12 protein-coding genes are annotated in these 18,738 nt (G+C 60.3%); 5 read left to right on the forward strand and 7 right to left on the reverse strand.

What is annotated here, in order from left to right; genetic code table 11:
• Positions 1 to 68: 68 nt before the first annotated feature.
• Positions 69 to 596 (forward strand): hypothetical protein, encoded by a 528-nt coding sequence (locus BXU09_RS17730; protein WP_078305661.1) that lies wholly within the window; start codon positions 69 to 71, stop codon positions 594 to 596.
• On the opposite strand, the gene BXU09_RS20540 is transcribed toward BXU09_RS17730, so the two are convergent.
• The gene (locus BXU09_RS20540; RefSeq protein ID WP_144012350.1) at positions 580 to 1,047 is read right to left on the reverse strand and encodes a hypothetical protein; all 468 of its coding nucleotides are present in this window, start codon (positions 1,045 to 1,047) and stop codon (positions 580 to 582) included. The genes BXU09_RS17730 and BXU09_RS20540 overlap by 17 nt on opposite strands.
• Here BXU09_RS20540 and BXU09_RS21720 point away from each other — a divergent pair.
• Complete coding sequence (locus BXU09_RS21720) at positions 1,024 to 1,737, forward strand: hypothetical protein (RefSeq protein ID WP_240501490.1); 714 nt, start codon at positions 1,024 to 1,026, stop codon at positions 1,735 to 1,737. The genes BXU09_RS20540 and BXU09_RS21720 overlap by 24 nt on opposite strands.
• Positions 1,738 to 2,705: 968 nt before the next feature.
• Here BXU09_RS21720 and BXU09_RS17745 read toward each other — a convergent pair.
• The 3 genes from BXU09_RS17745 to BXU09_RS17760 form a co-directional block, all read right to left on the reverse strand.
• On the reverse strand, positions 2,706 to 5,711 hold the full coding sequence (locus tag BXU09_RS17745; RefSeq protein ID WP_078305664.1) for a Tn3 family transposase: 3,006 nt from the start codon (positions 5,709 to 5,711) through the stop codon (positions 2,706 to 2,708).
• A gap of 476 nt (positions 5,712 to 6,187) precedes the next feature.
• Positions 6,188 to 6,511, reverse strand: coding sequence for an excalibur calcium-binding domain-containing protein (locus BXU09_RS17755; protein ID WP_078305666.1), 324 nt, complete (start codon positions 6,509 to 6,511; stop codon positions 6,188 to 6,190).
• An 84-nt stretch (positions 6,512 to 6,595) separates the two neighbouring features.
• Entirely contained in the window at positions 6,596 to 10,129 is a 3,534-nt protein-coding gene (locus BXU09_RS17760; RefSeq protein WP_078305667.1) for a DNA methyltransferase, read from the reverse strand.
• Between the two features lie 538 nt (positions 10,130 to 10,667).
• Between BXU09_RS17760 and BXU09_RS17765 the strand changes: the two genes are divergently transcribed.
• Positions 10,668 to 11,033, forward strand: coding sequence for an HU family DNA-binding protein (locus tag BXU09_RS17765; RefSeq protein WP_078305668.1), 366 nt, complete (start codon positions 10,668 to 10,670; stop codon positions 11,031 to 11,033).
• Between the two features lie 221 nt (positions 11,034 to 11,254).
• Here BXU09_RS17765 and BXU09_RS20550 read toward each other — a convergent pair whose 3' ends face one another.
• The 3 genes from BXU09_RS20550 to BXU09_RS17775 all read right to left on the reverse strand — a co-directional run bounded on the left by BXU09_RS20550 (position 11,255) and on the right by BXU09_RS17775 (position 15,958).
• Positions 11,255 to 14,026, reverse strand: coding sequence for a hypothetical protein (locus BXU09_RS20550; RefSeq protein WP_144012351.1), 2,772 nt, complete (start codon positions 14,024 to 14,026; stop codon positions 11,255 to 11,257).
• The gene (locus tag BXU09_RS17770; protein ID WP_078305669.1) at positions 14,023 to 14,967 is read right to left on the reverse strand and encodes an SIR2 family protein; all 945 of its coding nucleotides are present in this window, start codon (positions 14,965 to 14,967) and stop codon (positions 14,023 to 14,025) included. The genes BXU09_RS20550 and BXU09_RS17770 overlap by 4 nt, the downstream gene beginning before the upstream one ends.
• 106 nt (positions 14,968 to 15,073) lie before the next feature.
• Positions 15,074 to 15,958, reverse strand: a complete 885-nt coding sequence (locus tag BXU09_RS17775; RefSeq protein WP_078305670.1) for a hypothetical protein — start codon at positions 15,956 to 15,958, stop codon at positions 15,074 to 15,076.
• Positions 15,959 to 16,255: 297 nt separating this feature from the next.
• Between BXU09_RS17775 and BXU09_RS17780 the strand changes: the two genes are divergently transcribed.
• Together BXU09_RS17780 and BXU09_RS17785 are read left to right on the forward strand one after the other, a co-directional pair.
• Positions 16,256 to 16,885, forward strand: a complete 630-nt coding sequence (locus BXU09_RS17780) for a sce7726 family protein (protein WP_144012352.1) — start codon at positions 16,256 to 16,258, stop codon at positions 16,883 to 16,885.
• A gap of 510 nt (positions 16,886 to 17,395) precedes the next feature.
• Complete coding sequence (locus BXU09_RS17785) at positions 17,396 to 18,736, forward strand: replication initiator protein A (protein ID WP_078305672.1); 1,341 nt, start codon at positions 17,396 to 17,398, stop codon at positions 18,734 to 18,736.
• Positions 18,737 to 18,738: the final 2 nt, after the last annotated feature.

Genomic DNA, 18,738 nt, shown 5'->3' on the forward strand with positions numbered 1-18,738 from the left:
CCCGATCCTGGATCACGTGGCGCGCATGTGCGCCCCGCAGCGCCCCGCCGGGGCGGTACGCTCGGCGCATGACGCGCCTCCCTGCCCTGATCGTCCTGACCGCCCTGACCCTGCCCGCCGTAGCGGGCGCGCAGCGGGTGGTGTTCCCGAACGGCGCGTACGACCTGCAGGCCTGCTACGGGGTGGAACAGGGCACGAAGTGCGACTTCCTGTACACGCCGCTGGAGGAGCGCAGCATGTTCTTCCAGACGAGCTGGTTCGTGGCGGTGGCGGTGGACGGCCGGAACGTGCCCGCGCAGGCGCTGAGCGTGGCGAACGCGAACTGGACGGCGTACCCGTCCAGCATCAAGACGTTCCGGAACGTGCCGGTGAAGGTCTCGGCTCTGTTCCCCACGTCCGCGACGACGTTCCCGGTGGTGACGGTGTCCGGCTCGGCCATCCGGAACGTGCCGGTGGGGTCGGGGGCACGCCCGGCCACGCCGGTTCAGGCGCCCGCGGCGCCCGCCGCTTCGGCGTACGACGCGGTGATGACGAACTGCGCGGCCAAGGCGGGCGGCGTGCTGGTGTGCACCGCGACCCTCACGCCGAAACGGTGACGGGCGTGACGGCGGCGGCGCGGTGGCCGCTGGTGGAGGCGCTGCTGAGGTTCCTGCCGCCCGTGCCGGACGTGGACGCCCGCGCGCCCATGCACTTCCACCTGGACACGATGGGCCGCGTCCTGCGGAAGGAGCCGGGCAGTCCGACCTCCCGCAGGCGGATCAGGCGGCGGCACGGGCGTACCTGCGGCACCTGCGCGGGCCGGGCGTACTGGACGTGCCGGTGGCGCGCCTGCTGCGGAACCTGCGGCTGATCGTCGATGACCTGGACCTGCGCGTGGTGGCGGGGGACCTCGCGCGCGCGCGGGGCAGGCGAGCAGTCCCCTCCCGTGGCCGTGGGGGTGAGGCCGCCGTGGCGGCCCGCGCCTCCCGGAACGGCACGGGGTTCAGGAGGTGACCTCGGATGAGTGGCGCTCCCTACACCCTCATGCTGCTGGTGCCGTCCACGCACGCGGCGCTGCCTCCCGTGGACGTGAATCTGCGCTGGAGTCAGGTCCCTGACGAAGACACCGTGAACGTCTGGGCGCTGCATCCGGCGTCCTGCACAGCTGCCGAATTGGACGGGTGGCACCGGGCGGCACGGTTGGGTGAGGACGTGCCGCTCGTGCAGGTCGCACGCCTGCTCTCCGACCAGCAGCATGTACCGCTGGCACATCACACGCTACTGCGCCTCTCCCTGTCCACGTCCCTGCGACGAACGGTGCAGGGCGCTCCGCGAGGCTGGGCGGTGGCCCGTCAAGTCGTGGGCCTGCTGAACGTGACCTTTGCGTGGAGCGCCTCCGAGGAGAGTTTGGACGACCTGTGGGCTCGCGGGACACTGCCCTGGACGCGGGTGTGGCCCACCTTGATCTTTCACGAGGCCTTCTTACAGAAGCTGCGGCTCGACCCACTCAACCTCGACGATATCGCTGGTGGCGGCGACGTGTTCCGCTTCCAGCGGCTCCCGTCCCACTGGCTCCTGCAAGCGCCGGAAGGGCTGGGCAATGAATCGGCCGCATTGCTGGAGGGCGGTGCCGTGAATGACGCACTGGAGGCGGCGTTGCAGCGCGTGTCCATTCAGCACGACCAGGAGGTGCAGCGCTGGCTGCAGGGCGCTCTGCCTGTTGAAAGCGCGCGTCCTGAGGGGCATTCGTCGGGGTGATACTGGCCAAGACAGGCCAGTGCTTTTTTCAGGATATCCCGTTCCTGTCGTGCAATTTCCAGTTCCCGCTCCAGTTCCCCCAGTCGAGCCTCCTGTGGTGAAAGGGCGGGGATGCCCCGCCCGGCGGCCGGCGGCCGTCTGGGTGTTCTGCTGCTGCTTCCACCGGACAACGTAGTGAGGGGGAACGCCGAGGTCACGGGCAATCTGGGCGCAACTCTTTCCGGTCGTGCGGACCAGCCGGACGGCTTCTTGTTTGAACTCAGCGGTGAATTGCTGCTTGGGTACGGACATTCTGTCCTCCAGTGTGGATCACACTGAACTTACCCTCCACCAAACTCTATCCAGTTCAACCAGGGGGAATCATGTGTAGGGATCAGCATGACAGCCGAGATGGAGCGGCATAGCTGCAGGTGCTTGACTGCAGTCCGTCTCAGTCAAGTGCAGTGCTGATGACAGACAGTGATGACCGCTTCTCTATGAGATCCATGCACGTTGATGTGCTAAGCGGGAATTTCTGTTCCAACTCTCGCGTGAACCCAATTTCAGGCAACGGTGAGCACCGTTTCGACCTTACGGGCCGTGACAACTGCAAAATACAAAAGTCGCGTTAGTAAGATAGATTACAATATAACACTATGTTGCCGTGCGGTTAGTTGCACTGAAAATGAGCTCTATTGGTCTGGGAGTTCTATAATAAGTGCAAACCCGGTGAACTTGTGTGCGAATGGGTGTGTTGGTGACCCAGGGAGGTGGTAGCGACTATGCTCTGGCGATTCCTCGTTTTTCTCGTTCTCCTCGTGTCTTTTACCTTCAAGACTTTTGAGGCTGTCAGCGAGGATCAGTTGTGGCTCGCTCTCTTTTACGGCGGTCTCGTCCTACTTGGCCTGATTAAATTTTCTGTTGCTCTTAGATCAATTCAACGACAGCCATAGGACCAAACTGATAGTCACTAACTCGAAAACATGATGTTAGAACAGCCACTCTGATTGAAGGGCATCGGGATCACGCAGGGGCCGCAAGGCCCCTGCCGCGATATCGTCCGCCATCTCAAAGTGATAGCGCCCCAGCATGTTGATGTGCGCGTATTTCAGCGGGGAGAGCCGCACGACATCTTGCGGGTACACGTCCTCCCCAATGGCTTCCAGCCACCCCAGCGCTGCGGTCAGATACCGAGTATTCCAGAAGGTCACCGCATTCACCACCAATCCGAGTGCTCCGAGTTGGTCTTCCATGCCTTCTCGGTAGCGCTGACGGAGTTCTCCTTTCTCCCCGTGGAAAATCTTGCGGGCCAGCGTCCACACCGCTTCGCCACGATTGAGCTGGGTCTGAATCCGGCGGCGGTATGGCTCACTCTGCACGTAGTTCAGCAGGTACAGAGTCTTGGCAATACGGCCCAGTTCTGCGACGGCTTTGCCCAGCCCCGACAGGCTGCCCCCTTTGCCCAGCACCCGCATGATGTCTGGGGCTGGTACCGTCCCCTGTTTCAGAGACCCGGCCACTCGTAGCAGGTCGTCCCAGTGCGCGGCAATCAGACCCGTGTTGATGTGCGAGCGGGCGACCTCATTGAGGTCGCCATAGTTCGCCTGCCGGTTCAACCGCCAGTAGCGGGTTTCCCCAATGTCGGCTAGGCGCGGGCTGAACTGATACCCCAGCAGATGAAACAGGCCGAACACCACGTCGCTGTAACCGGCGGTATCGCTCATGACCTCGGTGGGCTTCAAGACGGTTTGCTGTTCCAGCAACCCGCCCAAAATGTACAAACTGTCGCGCAGGGTACCCGGAATGACCCGGCCATGCAGGCCGGTGTACTGGTCGGAATTCAACACGTAGAAGGTCACGCCGCGTCCAGCACCGAAATATTTTCGGTTGGGGGCTGCCACGGTGTTGCGTAGAGGCGTGCTGAACCGCAGTCCATCCGCACTCGCGGTGTCGCCTGTCACCCACACCTGGGCAAGCGGCATAGCCGCTTGCGCCGCCACTAGGCAGGCATTGGCCCGTGTGAGCGTATCAGCACGCAGATACTGCTGCTTAACCCAATTCAATCGGGCGAGGGTCAGGGCCGGATGGGTGGGCTGCGCCACCGACTTCAGGTCAATGTTACACGCCCCCGCGACGAGGACCGCACACAGACTCACCGCAAAATCACTCATCCTGGCGGGATTTTCTCCAGCGTGGTCAAACTCGAACGCGAAGCTCGTGCAGGCATGGACTTCCAGGAGAAGTTCTGACAAATCGATATCGGGGAGCCGGGCATCCACCTGAGTCTGGAGGGTCAACAGGCTTTCTGGGATGGGCACCGCGTTCAGCGGGGCCACGACGAGCGTGGCCCCCTTGTCACGTTTTTCCAGGCGAACCGCTGAATTGCCGGGTAGACTTGCCGCCGCGCGGTGATACGCCTGGTCGAGTTGTTCGGTCAGGGCCGCGAGTTCCACTGCTGGATCAGTGGACCAGCCCAAACTCCGCACAATCTCTGGCCGGAACTGTTCCCACACTTGGCCCTGAAGCAGCTGGGCGCGGGGGTCGCCGTAGCGCAGACTCACGCGGACAAAGATTTCGCGCCGTTTCAGCAGCGTGTGGAGCAGATAAGCGGCACACACCCGGTAGGCCTGGGGGTCAACGTCGCGGCCAGGACGAACGACCCCTTCCCAGGATTTGGGAATAAATGCGGTAGGGGCCTGTTTCCAACTGCGCCGCTTTCCTGATTCCCCTTTCAAAAAGTTCAGGGCGGCCAGCGTGGGGGCGGCGACGGCGGTACCTTCAAAACGGAGACTGCCCAGCAGGCTGGGCAGAAAGCGGCTGATGGTGGCAGTGGTTTCCACCCAGGCTTCCGCGACGGTGTCGTCCTGTCCACTGGCGAGGTCGGAGACGGCCTGCACCGCACCGCTGAGCGGTGCGGTGCCCAGATGCGCGAAAATGACATCTCGGACGGTGGCCGCTGGGACGTCCGGGTCCAGCAGCACCTGAACCGCGTCTCGGAGCAGGAGGGCAGCGGCATCCAGGTCCTTAAGGCTCCGCAGACGGGTCTTTCGCCGCAGCCGTTCTCCACTAAGAGACAGCTCCATCATGACGGCATTAAAGATGTCCAGCACATCATCGGTGGCGCTGCGTTCCAGGTGGAGCACCACCGCCAAGAGCGTGGCCTGGCGGCGGGACGCCGCCATCTGACTGAGGTGCCCAGTCCAGGCCGTGAGGCCATGTCGGCTGAGCGCTTTGAGTCGCGCCCCGGGCACAAACGGCAGTGCCACGTCGCTGACCCCAATCGCCCGGAGCTGGTCCAAACGGTGTAACGACTGGAGCAAGCCCACCGAGGTTTGCCGCGTCGGTGGGGTTCTCAGCACGTCCAGAGGACTGCGGCGCTGGTTGGGGGGCACAATCAGCAGGGCGTCCAGAGCGTCAACCTGGACGTCGGTCAGACAGCCGGCCAACTGGCGATGAAGATGGGTAGCGACCCGTTCCCGCACACGGATGACGATACGGCCCAACACCGTTGGGCCAGGCAACACCACTTTGCGTTCGACCAAGCGCTGGGTCAATCGATCAAACAGTTCGATGGGGCGTTCATCCGCCACCAAAAGGTGGCAGTACAGAAAGCGCATCAGATGAAGGACTTCGACCTGGTCGAAGTCCTTGTAGCCGAGCATTTGCCGGATGGTGATTTGATGGGTAAACCGGGTCGCGCGCCGCTCAAGATACCGGGGCAGGTCCACCATTTTGGACAGCCCCAGCTGAATGGCGAGGGTGCGCACAACGCTGTCGGGCACGTTCAGTGGGTCAGTCAGAAAAGTGCCTAAAAACTGAACGGTGCAGAGCTGGATGGCGAAACCCAGTTTGGTGTGGGGAAAGCGCAACGTTGCAATGTGCTGAAGCTGCGCCGGGGTCAGCAGAAAATAGTCCTGAAGCTGCTGAACGGTCGGGTCACCTTTGTACTGACCGTACTGGGCCAGGTGGTCATCCGTCAGGAAGTCAAAGGGCATTCCTCAGATTGTAACCTGCCTTCCTAACGCGACTTTTGTATTTTACAGTTGTCACGGCCCCTTACCGGCCACGTCGACGGGCGGGCAGTGCTGGGTCAGCGGGTATGACCGCTGCCGCTGAATGCCCTGGGCAGCACGCAGTGAAGCAGGATCGTCCCCCTCATCCGGTTGCAGTCGTCAGCATGACGGTTAACGCGGCCCACACGGCCAGGCGCAGGAGCACGCCGAACACCCACCCAAGAGTCAGTAGTACACTCGTCGCGAACAGGCGCGACCCTCGTGTCTTCTTCAGCAGGAACGTGGTCACCAGGACGGCGAGTGGGACCAGAGCCCAAATCCACCACCCTGCGGGAAGAGGGGAGATGAGTTGCTGGGCGAATGTGATCCCGCTCAGCAGCCCGCACAGCATCAGCCAGGCCAGGACCGGGGATGGCAGGGCTGGGACGGGCACTCGATCCGTGACGGGGCGCGCCCGATCACTCGCGGGCGGCGCCATCGTTATCCCGGTCGAGCTTCGGCGCGTATCCTGGCTGCCCGCGCAGCAGCGGGGCTTGCCCGGCAGCCCGTACGGCCGCGCAGTTCGCGTAGGTGACGCTGATCGTGGCCGGGACGGGCGGCACGGTGTTCGTGCGGGCTGTCCCGGCCGTGGGCGGACTGCCCGGATTCTTGCGGTAGTCCCACGGGTTCTGGAAGGTGCCCGCGTACAGGCCCTTCCCAGCGCTCTTCGCCTGATCCGCCGCGCTGCTGTAGATCCCGCCACCGTACTGGATGTACGGGAGCGCCCACCTGAGAGCCGTCACTCAGGGCCTCCCGGCATCGATCCCATCTGGTGAGAGCGGGGCGCACGCCTCACCAGGGTTGCCGAACTGCCGCACGCCACAACCTCACGCCGCATACGCGACCGTGTCTGTGCCGACCTGCCGCACCTGACCGAGCTTCACGAGCAGCTCCAGCAGTTCGTCCACCGTCCCGGCGCGCACGCCACTGAATGCCGACGCCACCTGCTCCGCCGACAGGGCCCGTTCGGCCAGGACCAGCACCTGACGCACCGCTGCCGACTGTTCCGCCAGCCGCTCCGGGTACGACGGCTTCGCCAGTGCCGCCGCGGCCGGGGCCTGCACGTTCATGCCCAGGTCGCCCACCGCGGTCCCCCTGGGGTCCTGGTAGTCGGGGCGCAGGTACCGGATCGTCCCGGCGCGTTCCTCTTGCGCGCGGGCGGCGTTCAGGTCGGTCAGGCGCGCGAGGACGTCCTGGTCGGTCAACTGCCCTTCCCAGCCGTACGCGGCCTGCACCAAGGCGTCCAGTTCATCGTGGTACTCGCGCAGCACGGTCACGGTGCCGTCCTGCAGGGTGCGGCGTTCCCGGTCGGTGAGTTCGGCGCCGCCCCGGAGCTTCTCCAGGACGTTGTACAGGTCAGTCATGGTCAGGTGCGCGTGCGCGGCGAGGCGGGCCTTGCGCAGGGCGTCGAGCGCTTCGGCCTTCTCGCGGATCGCCTGCTGCTGCGCGGGCGTGGGGATCGGGAAGGGGAACGTCTCAAAGCACCGGGACTTCACGTACACCGGGTCGTTCCCGACGCCCAGTCGGCTGCCCTGCGCGAGCGCCCAGGTCATGTGGGTGCGGCTGCTGAGTACGCCCAGCACGTACGCATCGTCGTGGGCGATGGCGATCAGCTTGTTGTCGGGCAGGATGCTTGCGTCGAGGAACTGGAAGAAGCGGTGTTTGCTCGTCTCCACCGTCGCGATGAAGCGCGGCAGGCCCGCCAGGGCAGGACGGAGTTCCTGTCGGGGTTTACCGAACCACCACCACAGCCGCGCGTAACCGGCTCCATCCTTACTGTGCGCCTTGGCGTCCCGTTCCGGCTTCACGGTCAGGCGGACGTGCTGGTAGACCTCCGGGAAGCGCGTGCGGGCCTCCTCCTCGGTCAGGCCGAACAGGTCGATCACCCGGACAGGGCGCGGGCGACTGGTCAGGTCACGCCCATTCCGGTACTCGCGCAGCACCCCCTCGATGCCCGGCGCGCGCCCCAGGCCCAGGTCGATAGCATCAGGTTCCTTGAAACCCGTCGCTGGATCAGCCTCGGTCTGAACCGGCACGATGAAGCCTGCCCCGTGCAACTTCACTCCAGGACTGCTGATCCCCTCCATCGCCTTCAGGGCCGTCGCGGCGGTCACGTCCGCGCCCACGGTCAGGTCGGCGTTGATGCGCCCCACCAGCGCGGCCGTCTTCACCGCGTACTCGCCGTTCTCCCCAGCCTGCTCCTCCACGACACGTTCCAGCAGGCCGTCCCGCTTCCCGCGTGCCACGACCGTCATCGCGATCCGCACCGCCGCGCCGTCCGCCTCGTCCACCCACGGGTGGTCCGGCACCGCGTACACCAGGCTCAGCGGGTGCGCGTCCTTCGCGCTGGCCGTCAGGTGATCCTCGATGACGCGGCGGTTGAACGTCTGCTTGATGGAGTTCGTCGTCACGAACCCGAAGCGCCGCAGTCGCCGCAGGCTCGCCATCTGCACCGCCGCCTTGTGCCACCAGAACATCACGAAGTCCGCGCTGTCCGGCACGCCGACCACGTCCTTCTTCGGCTTGTAGGTGGCGCGCAGCGCCTGCACGTACCCGTCGCCCAGCGCCTCGCGCATTGGCCCCGCCCCGATGAACGGTGGGTTGCCCACGATGAAGTCCGCCGGGGGCCACAGCGGCTTGCCGGGCTTCACGTACACGGTGTCCTGCACCCGCGCCGCCGGGTCCGGCACCTCCCGCCCCGTCACCGGGTCCTTGATGAGCGTCACGCCGTCCCAGCGGGTCACGGGCACCCCCGCCTTATCGACGTGGGGCTTCCGGCTGCTGTACGTCAGCACGGCGTCCGTCTGCCGGATGTTCCGGTACGCCTTCAGGATCGGTTCGGCCGGTCCCGCCCCGCCGTGCGAGCGGGCGTACAGCTGCAGGTACCCGATCCACAGCACCAGTTCCGCCACGCGCGCCGCGCGGGGGTTCAGTTCAAGGCCCAGGAACTGCTCGGGGCTCACGTCCGTCAGCGGCGGCGTGCCGCCCAGGTCCACGAGCGTCTCGATGACTTCCGCCTCCAGGCGCTTGATCAGCTCCATGCTGACGTACAGGAAGTTCCCCGTCCCGCACGCCGGGTCCAGGACGCGCTGCTGCAGCAGTTTGGACAGGAACGCCTCGACCAGCCCGCGGGCCTTCACGCGGGCCTTCTCCGGGTCCTTGGCCTGATCGAGGGCGGCCTGCACCTCGATCTGCACGCCGCCCCAGTCCTCGCGCAGGGGCGTCAGGACGACGTGGTTCACCAGCCGCTCCACGTACGGGCGGGGCGTGTAGTGCGCGCCCAGCTTATGCCGCTCGGTGGGGTCCAGCGCCCGCTCGACAAGCGTGCCGAAGATGCTGGGTTCCACCTCGCTCCAGTTGTGCTCAGCCGCCTCAATGAACAGGTCCAGCTGCGCTGGGGTGACGGGCAGTACCTCGACGTTCTCGAACAGGCCACCGTTGAAGTGCTTCAGGCGAGCGTTCAGGGCGATGCTCTCCCCACCCTTGGACATGGCCTGCCAGATGTCGCGCACAGCCGCCACGAAACCTTCAGGGCGGGAGCGCAGGTCCTTGAGCTTCGTGCGGAAGGCCGCGCGTTCGATCAGGCCGACGTCCTCGGCGAACATCGTGAAGATCATCCGCATCAGGAACGCACTGACCCGCTCGGGCGTCAGGGCCTTCCCGTCCCCATCCGACTGACCCTCCATGCTGCGGCTGATCTGCGCCAGGGTGACCGCCACCTTCCGCGTTACCTGCGCCGCGTGCAGGCTCGGGTCGAGACTCAGCGGGTCCAGCCAGATGGCCCGCAGCCGCTCGCGGATGTCCTCGCGGCGGAGGTCCTCCAGGGTGATGCGGTGCGGTCCGGCCGCCGGAAAGGGCAGATACGCGCCGCCGCTGCGGGTGAACTCCGCGTACACCTCGATCACATGCCCGACATCCACGACCAGCACGAAGGGCGGGCGGCCCTCCTCTTTCGGCAGGAGGCGCACGTACCCTTCCGCCTGCGTGCGGGCGCGGCGCATGAAGGTGTCCCACCCGGCGGTCCCGCGCGTCCCGTGACCCTTCTTGGTCTTCTTGCCCTTGCTGGCCCGGACGCGCACTTCCTCTTCCTCGGCGGCTTCCTTCTCGACGCCTTGCTTCGCCTCCAGGACGAAGCTGCCCCGGCGGTACAGGTCGATGCGGCGCGGCGTGGGCGCGCTGTCGTCATGCACCTCGTACACGGTGCGCTCCAGGACGTAGGCGTTGACGGCGTCGTCGGTGCGGGTGGGTTCCGGCTCGGGCACGCCGAGCACACGGCACAGTTCGCTGAGGAACTGACCGTAATTGGCGCGCTCAGCTCCGCCGGACGCCGCCCAGCGGGCAATAAAGGTGTCGAGATCCATCGTGATGCCAGTCTGGCACGGCCCGTGTAGTGGGAAACGCTCAGATACGTGCGTCGTTGTTGGCGCAGGGCGCGCAGGTGACATCTGCGTGACTGCCGGAACTGCGGGAGGTGGTGCTGTGGCTAGTGCGGCGGGGCGTGAAGAGTCGTCCGGCGCGGTGGGTGGGCGGGGACGCCGCGAACTACCGGGCGCACTTCCAGGCAGCGGTGGACGCGGGGATGGCGTGGGCGGTGATCTGCCATGACACGCTGAGGAGGCCGTGGGGCAAGTGACGGGGTGGTTCTGTGCGGGGGTGCCGATACACGTGACGGGGGAACGGGTGGTGGGTGCGGATGGGCGGGTGCGGCACGTGTTCCTGGTGCCGGCGCGGCGGCCGCCGCGTTGCTGGCACTGGAGCGTGGACTGGTGACGTGCCTGGGTGCGGAGATGGTGCGGTGCGTAGCGGAGTCTGGGATGAAGTGGGTGTCGTATGTGCTGTGGTGCCTGATCGCTCGGTGGGTGTCTTGCGTCTGGGCGCGGGAACGGTCAAACTCGCGCCATGACCAAAAAGTTTGCGAAAGCCCCTGCGACGAAGCCTGCTGCTAAGACACTCGCTGCGAAGGCTGCGCCTGCTGCCAAAGCTGAGAGCAACAAGGTTGCCAAGACTCAGCTCGTGGAGATGGTTGCGGATAAGACTGGCCTGACGAGGAAGCAGAGTGATGAAGCGGTCAGTGCCGCGCTGGAGGTCATCCTGGAGGCCATCAAGGGTGGCCAGAGCGTGGGCCTGCCCGGTCTGGGCACCCTGAGCGTGAAGGCGACCGCTGCCCGCACGGGCGTGAAGCCCGGCACCAGCGAGAAGATCCAGATTCCCGCCGGCAAGAAGGTGGCTTTCAAGGTCGCTACTACCCTCAAGAGCAATCTATAACTGAATCGCTGGGTGCCCCCTGCTGAGAGTGGCGGGGGGCCATTTTTCTGGACCAAAGAACGCTGGCCTGGGGTGGTTGTGCGTTGATCCTTTGGACAGTTCGACTGCATCATCAAAGTGGACTGCCTTTCTAGACGGTCCACTTTCAGTATTTTCACGCTTGCTGCTAGCTCTTGGGGCTCAGCTACTTGCTAGTCGTGGCGGGGTCGCTTTACATTCTGCTAGCGGTGATACCTACGGAATCCCGGTATGTATCCCACTTCCATCATGCGTTCAACAATGATATTCACAATTTGATCAATATTCTCGTCGCGTTGATTCGTGATCTTTTCAAGGAACTCACTCATCAGGTGCGCGATTCGCAGATCAACTTCTGTTTTTTCAATAATTTTTGAAATCAGTGCTGTCGCTTGTAATGTTTCGATATCATTCATTTTATTAAGATCATTTATAATTCTTGCGGCGCTTTGTGAAGAGAAAGATGACTGCGTCGCGATATTGTTGAGATGGTTCAATTTCCAATTGAGATCAATTCGGGGATTGCCAAAAATTGCCGCGAATTGATCTTCTATATTTTTATCTCCTGCGTAAGATTTTTGGAATCTGTGGTGCTGGTAAAGTAGTTCCCACCAAGATTTTAGTCGCTCTGCGTACAATTTAACTTCACCTTCTGTATTTTTAAGGCTACGACTCAAAAAATCTACTGTTTCTGCTATCGATTTAGTATTGCCATATTCCAAGAAGTTTTCAAGAATTCTGTCTCTTTCGCCTGGGTTTATGTCTCCCCGAATGTAAAACATGGCTATATGCTGAGCGTATAGATGTTGTGTTTCTTTGCCGGTATCCCACACGGCTTCTGCTGGAGCAGGCAGGTCAATGCATGCGTAAGCCGCGTAAAGAGAGCGTATTTCTGTAAAGAACTGACTAAAATAGCGATTCCATTTCAGATGTGTTGTCCACGCATGTCGTGAGACTTGTGGGTTACTACGAGCAAGCAGTATTTCTATCAAATGCATACCGATGGCTGGATCAGTGTATGTAATCCATGGGAGTGTTGGAACTACAGCCGCATATACAGCATTACTGTGTTCTTCGCCTGATGCAATGTGATTAATTAAAATCCGCTTTGCTTTAGCAAGCGATATCTCTGCGCGCGGCTCTTGTTGCTTAATGGAAAGATCATGCATCCACCCGATAAATCTTATGAGTGCGTGCATGGCTTTACCGCGTGTAACATTTAGGGAAGTTGTGTATACGTCTGTATCGGTCCTTCTGTCGCGTGAATTTTCTGCAAGCGGATGAGGATCGAGTAAAGCTTCTTCTAACGCCGAAAGAATTTCATCGGCATGGCCAAATCTTCCTCGAATTACATCATCTTTTAGGAGGTGATCGCCAAAAAGATCAGCCAGATTGCCTACGCACCAAGACCAGTTCTGATCGTCAACGGGGCTATTCTGTGATTGCTGATTTGCAAAATGGAATAGATCAACGAGATTGAGAACGGGTAGTTGGGGAGTATTTTGCAACGCGCGCACGGCATATATAATTGTTGACAAGTATACTGCCGGGATAGTTTTTAATGCTTGTATATCGCTGAAATAGGATTCATAGCGTTGTTGTACATCGTGACGAAGCACATCTCGTAGGCCGGAGACGCGATCATGAAGATGGTCAAAGTGCTCATCACCCGTCCTTGGTGGATCACCTTTGAGAATTTCCAGAACATCATGCACATTTAACGCGGCAATGGCCTGAGGCGTAAGAGTGCTACTGCTGCCTTCTTTCGTGAAAAATTCCGGGCTGTGACGTTCTTGTTGACCATATTGCTCTGCCAAAGTAATCCATTGAACTTTTAAGTTTTCAGGAATATGAGGCTGCAGACGTTGGAGTTTTCGCCAGAGACTACGTTCTTTGAATCTAGTGATGTTCTGGGGCTCGTGTTCTTGATAGTAGGCAAGAATGAGAGGTGACTCCTCCATTTGCGCCCACTTCCAGACGGTTTGCTGATCTGACTCCGGCAGGCGGGAAAAATGGGCATGAGCGGCATCGCGATACTCCGCCAAATTATTAAATGCGTATTGATCTAGGAGGCTTGATCGTATCCAGGAGAGAGCTGGTTGCGAGATCTGGGCGAGTAGGATTAACCTGATTCGCGTGAAGAGATCATATGGGTAACGTCGTAATTGCATCCAAATATCATCAAGCGGTTTATTGGTTTTAACTGATTGTGATATATAATCGAGGATAAGATTTATAAACATTTCGGAGGGCGAATCATCGTTATCATATTGGCGGTGAAGTAGATGGTGTCTATTTGTGTTAAATCTTGATGCCGTTATTTCTTGTAGACTGGTGAATTGTGCCAATATTTCAATGAGAAGTGGAATGAACCAACTCCGTGTTTGAAGAACTTCGCGATGTTTTTCCAAGAGGTGTTGGACGCGCCAGCTATCAATATTGGATTCATATTTTAGATAGTCATCATTATTGGTTCGGGCGGGCATTAATAAGATTCGAAGTATAAACCAGTCTAAACCCTCAAATTCCTGGTCATTTAATGTTTTATCGAATAATGCTTCAATTGAATAGCCGTAATTAGAAAGAGACCCTTCAAGGGCCCATTCTTCTATCATGGCTACGTGGGCTCGGAGGAAGTCGGCTGGCATCGAGGTCAGAAGGTTTAAGAATCCCTGTCGTGCTTGTGGGGCGGTAATTTTCTGATATTTCAGAATTTCGCTCACCTGGTCTACAGCATCAGGTAGCAGTCGCTGAAGATAGGATAGGCGATAGGGATGTGAATTGATCGAATCTTGAGAAAAAAACTCATTTTTGATAAGTGGGATGAGCCAATCAGGGCGAGATAAGGTATCAAATAAAAAGGCATCTACAAATGTGTTTTGGGTTAATGCAATGATTTCTAAGAAATCCTTAGGAGGTGGCTTGTTAATTAATTCTTCAATATATACTATGGATTTATAAACACTTATTGTCATGGTGTCACCGGCCTCTGCTCATGAATGCCCTGATGTATACTTGCCGCTTCTTTCGCCCATTGCTCTAATAGATCACTCAGGCCTCTGTAATGCGAGCCTCTTTGAAACCAGACTGGTATAATACCCAGCCTTTGTAATTCTTCTTCTTTTTGATCTATATAGTCGAAATCCAAGATACGGCGACCCTGTTGATCATCATTCTCTATCTCTAGTGGAATGAGCGCAAATCGATCTTTAGAGGGTGGAGATGTGCCGTTTGAAACCAACTGGCGTTCCTGCGCAGTGTATTTTTGCAATACATCTGTCACGTGTTTATCCCCGAAGGATACACCTATAAATACTGTTGGATATTGACCAATGGCCGTCTTAATGAAATCTGGAATTACGTCAGTATGTTTATAATATTGGTCATACTCGTCTTGGGACAAAATTATATTTAAATCGCTTTCTGGAGGCTCGTTTTCACGAATCGCGCCATGGATATGATATATATATTTGTTATCGTCGGCCAGCAACGCCACATGAAGTTGGTTTGTTACAATTGCACTGAATTGACGATATTGAAATCTCTGAAGGAGCGCGTCATCGTAATTCGTTGTGATGATGCTCCGTAAATTGAAGCGTTCAAGCGGGGCCAGAACCCTTTCATGTGTCGGCTGCCATGAAGCAAAGTGACGCCGCACCACGCGTTTGTAGACAGCAGGATCCTTATCCTTAACAATTTGTGCTTTTTCTGGGTCAGAAAGAAGAAGTTGCTCTGCGCTCAGTGTGATACCGGCTTCTTCCAGCAGTTCTCTTAAAAGATTCTTCCAAACTGGAAACAAATTCGCGCCAACACCGGCACCAACGAAAAGGAGAGGCTGACCTTCGAAGAGTAGATCCTTTAAACATTGCTTCCGTTCAAGGTACTGAGGGATGAATTGATCCAGGGTCGTGGACACCTAGCCAGAATACAGGTCAAATATCATCGGAGAGGTAGGAAGCCAGGCACGCAGAGGGGGCTCCTGACTGTGGTGGTGGTGAGGGTGCACTGCATCTTTAGCGAGGTCATTGTGGCTGTTGACTCGTGCTGCTGTCCGCGAGGGCCTGTGCGTGCCGGAGGGCTTCTCGGTAGTCCTTGTCGCGGGTGTAGCCGAGGGTCTGGGGCGTGCCGGGGTGGTCGCGCAACGCAGCGCGGCGGATCTGGCCTGGGGGAATGAAGGGGAGGTCGTGGTCGCGGGTGACCTGTCGGAGGCGGAGGCGGAGGGCGTCCTGGGTGTCGTAGGGGAACATGCGGAGGTCCTCGGTGCGGCCGTGCGTGTCCGGGTAGAGGGGGTCGTAGCCGGCGCGTTGATGGAGGCGGGTCAGGGCGGCTTCGGTCTGGGGGGTGAGGGGGGTGATGAGGTCACCGCGCAGGAGGGTGCCCTCGTCTGGGGTGAAGGCGCTCCATTTGAGGCGGAGGAGGATGCTGCTGGGGAGGGCGTGGTGCCAGAGGAGGAGGATGGCGGCGTGGAGGGCGGGGTCTTTGTGGGCGACTTTCAGGAGGCGGTCGAGGTCGTCTCTGGTGGGAAGGGGGTCGTCGGCGCGTTCGGCGGTGGCGTTCTGGAAGTCGATGAGGGGGTCGCCGGTGAGGAGGGCGAGGCGGCGCAGGGCTTTGTAGAGGGCGCGGAGGGTGCTGATGCGGGCGTTGCGGGTGTTGGGTTTGGCGCTTGAGCCGTCGAGGTTGGTGGCGAGGATGGTGTGGAGCCAGGGGTGGAAGTCGGGTGGGGGGCGGAGGAGGCTGAGGTGGTCGCGGTGGGCAGCGTGGAGGATGGGTTTGAGGTTGCTGATGTGTTGGGCGGGGGTGCCCTGGAGGAGTTGGTGGTGGTGGAGGGTGGTGATGAGGGTGTCGGGGTCGGCGTCTCTGAGGGCTTGGGTGACCTGCTGGGCGAGCTGGTCGTGGGGGTGGGTCATGCGAATGAGTGTATCTGGCGGCATATAGCTAAAGGGTGTGATAAAGCGTCTCTGCTCTTCTTCGTCACCCCTACGTCCACCATCGCAGGGGTGCCACTAACACTTGTTCAGTCTTGGTTGTGTGGGAAGCCGGGGCCGTTTCACACGCGAGTGAGACTGGATGCTCCGACTCGTGATGCTGCAGCACTCGCCTATGCACGGCAGACTTACCGATCAGCAACAGTGAAGCACCGTAGACGTGGCTGGTACGACGTCACCATCCCCGAATTCGAGTGGGATGGAACACCCTGCACCCTCGTGAACCACTTCCGCGTGGCACGGCCACCCAGTCAGGAAGGTCGAGGCCTGCATGAAACCGCGGCCCGGCAGGCCCTCATGGCGTTGCATCCAGCCAGCTGGGTCATTCCGGAGATCAGCATCCTGTCCGCTGAGGGCTTCTCCGGCCGGACAGATCTCTGTGTGATGCCAGATGAAGGCCACAGCATTGGGTACGAGATCAAAACGGAGAAGGACAGTCTGAGCCGACTGGCACACCAGGTCCGCATGTACGACCACTGCTTTGCGGAGCGAGTTCTCGCTACGACGCCGCGCCACCTGGGAGGGGTGTGCCAGTTACTCCCTGAGACCTGGGGGCTCATCGTGCTGGAGCCAGTCAGTCATGAAGTAGTTAAGCTTGAGCGTCGGCCTCGGCCACAGGACAAGGACCTCGCTGCTGGGCACCTGATCCTGGAAACACTCCGCGTCGAGGAACTCAGCGCACTGCTCCACAACCTAGGGGTGACCCGCACCCACACGATGAACAACGATCAATGCCACGCCCTACTCAACACCCACTATGACGTGGCGACCCTCCGCGAACTGGCCTTCCAGACCCTGGCGGCACGTAAAGGCGGACGCGTCCACGCAACACGGGCAGGGACGTCATGACAAATACTTGGAGCAGGGTGGGAAGAGGAAGGCTCTCGTATGTGCCGCCGTATACGCAAACCAACTCCACACCCCCGAACAAATAAGCGCGTCAACACAGCCACGCTTCCCGGTGACACACCCGTTGAAAACCACCATCCACCCGGAGACACACCTGTTGAAAAAAGCACGGCACCCGGTGACACACCCATTGAATCCAGCCGGCCACCCCAGTGACACACTGGTTGCTAAGCCCAATCAACCGAGTGACACACCCGTTGCACAGGCGGTGTCCCACCCGTTGCGTCCCCTGTGACACACCTGTCGCACCCAAAACACGCCCGGTGACACACCTGTCGCATTGATCACCCACCACGGTGACACACTCATTGCATCCACGGTGACACACCCATTGCAAACAGGCAGAAAACCGCGATCCAGTCGACATCCAATACCCGTCACTGATGATGTCATCATTTCAAATCTTTACTTCTTTTTTCCAGAAGTACCCATAGAATCATCATCACGACCTTGAAGATCCAGCCGCGCCACCACGACGACCTCAACCTCTCCCGCCTCAACCTCATCGTGGCGCTGGACCAAGTTGACATGCAGGAATGGAGCGTCACTTACGAGTCCCGCGGCCGCATCGTCCGCATCAGTTGCGAAGCAGGCGTCAAATACGCCGTCCCACACGGTCTCGACAGTGACGTCAGCGCGGCCCTGATCAACCTCTACATCGAAGAAGGCATGCCTGACGACGGCCGCATCACCGTCGCCGCCACTGCCCTGCTTCACCTGTGCGGCTGGCACAAGTCCGGCAAGTACATGGGCCTGCTGCGCGACTGCCTCGAACGCCTCCACCAGGCGAACTACACCGTCTCCGGTGGATGGCGCGACCACCCCAAACAACGCTGGACGCACGCGAAATTCCACTTCATCGAGTCACTGAACTTCACGACACTCGACGGCGTCGGCCTCTTCGACGAACGCTCCATGATCGTTCTCCGCCTCGCCGAAGACGTCACCGCCAGCATCCGCAGTGGATACCTCAAACCCCTCGACTCCGAGTTCATGACCTCCCTCTCCCGCCCACGCACCCGCGTGCTCTACCGGGTCCTCGACGCCGCCCGCTTCGACCCGGAAAACCCAGACCGGCAGGTCGATACCCTCACCTTCCCCGTCCTCGCCTGGGGCGACCAATGCAAGATCCCCAGCGAAGGTCAGGCCTGGCGGGTCATCCGCGCCCTGACCTCCCCACACCAAGAACTGATCAAACGCGGGTACCTCGCCGACGTCATCCTCTCCGGCCGCGGCAAAGACCAAACCGTCCGCTACGAATTCGCCCGGGACTTCACCAAGGTCGACCCGGCCCTCATGCGCAAATTCCGGGAGTATGGCGTCGCCGACGGCATGGTCCGCAAACTCGTCCGGGAACACGGCGAGAGTTTCCTGACAGAAACCATCACCCGCTTTGCCGCACTGGTCTCCTCCGGCGTCCTGGTCGTCCGGAAAACCAAAGCCGCGGCCCTGATGCACCTGATCGCCCATCCCGACGACTACCCCTACCCGAATAAGCCCGCCCCACCCCCCACGAAAGCTGCACCGACCATGCAGCCTCTACTCGCTGAACCCAGCCTTGAAGAGGACTTCGCGGATCTGACGCCCGAGCGGGCAGCAGACCGCCTGATCCGCCGACTGGACCTGCACTACCGGAAGTTGCTCCGCGCGCCGGACTACGACCAGATCCGACACCGCGTCCTCACAGGCGACATCATTCCAGCAGAACTCCTGCGAACTGCTGTATCGGCCGTCGCCGCTGGAAAACAGGAACAATTCGTGGCCAACTTGAGGCAAGCAACCGGCCACTGACA

The organism is Deinococcus sp. LM3 (genome assembly GCF_002017875.1).
Classification (GTDB): domain Bacteria; phylum Deinococcota; class Deinococci; order Deinococcales; family Deinococcaceae; genus Deinococcus.

Coding starts and splice junctions, on each gene's coding strand:
- BXU09_RS17775 (WP_078305670.1), bottom strand. CDS start 15,958: ATGACCCACCCCCACGACCAGCTCGCCCAGCAGGTCACCCAAGCCCTC.
- BXU09_RS21720 (WP_240501490.1), top strand. CDS start 1,024: ATGCTGCTGGTGCCGTCCACGCACGCGGCGCTGCCTCCCGTGGACGTG.
- BXU09_RS17745 (WP_078305664.1), bottom strand. CDS start 5,711: ATGCCCTTTGACTTCCTGACGGATGACCACCTGGCCCAGTACGGTCAG.
- BXU09_RS17730 (WP_078305661.1), top strand. CDS start 69: ATGACGCGCCTCCCTGCCCTGATCGTCCTGACCGCCCTGACCCTGCCC.
- BXU09_RS17760 (WP_078305667.1), bottom strand. CDS start 10,129: ATGGATCTCGACACCTTTATTGCCCGCTGGGCGGCGTCCGGCGGAGCT.
- BXU09_RS17765 (WP_078305668.1), top strand. CDS start 10,668: ATGACCAAAAAGTTTGCGAAAGCCCCTGCGACGAAGCCTGCTGCTAAG.
- BXU09_RS20550 (WP_144012351.1), bottom strand. CDS start 14,026: ATGACAATAAGTGTTTATAAATCCATAGTATATATTGAAGAATTAATT.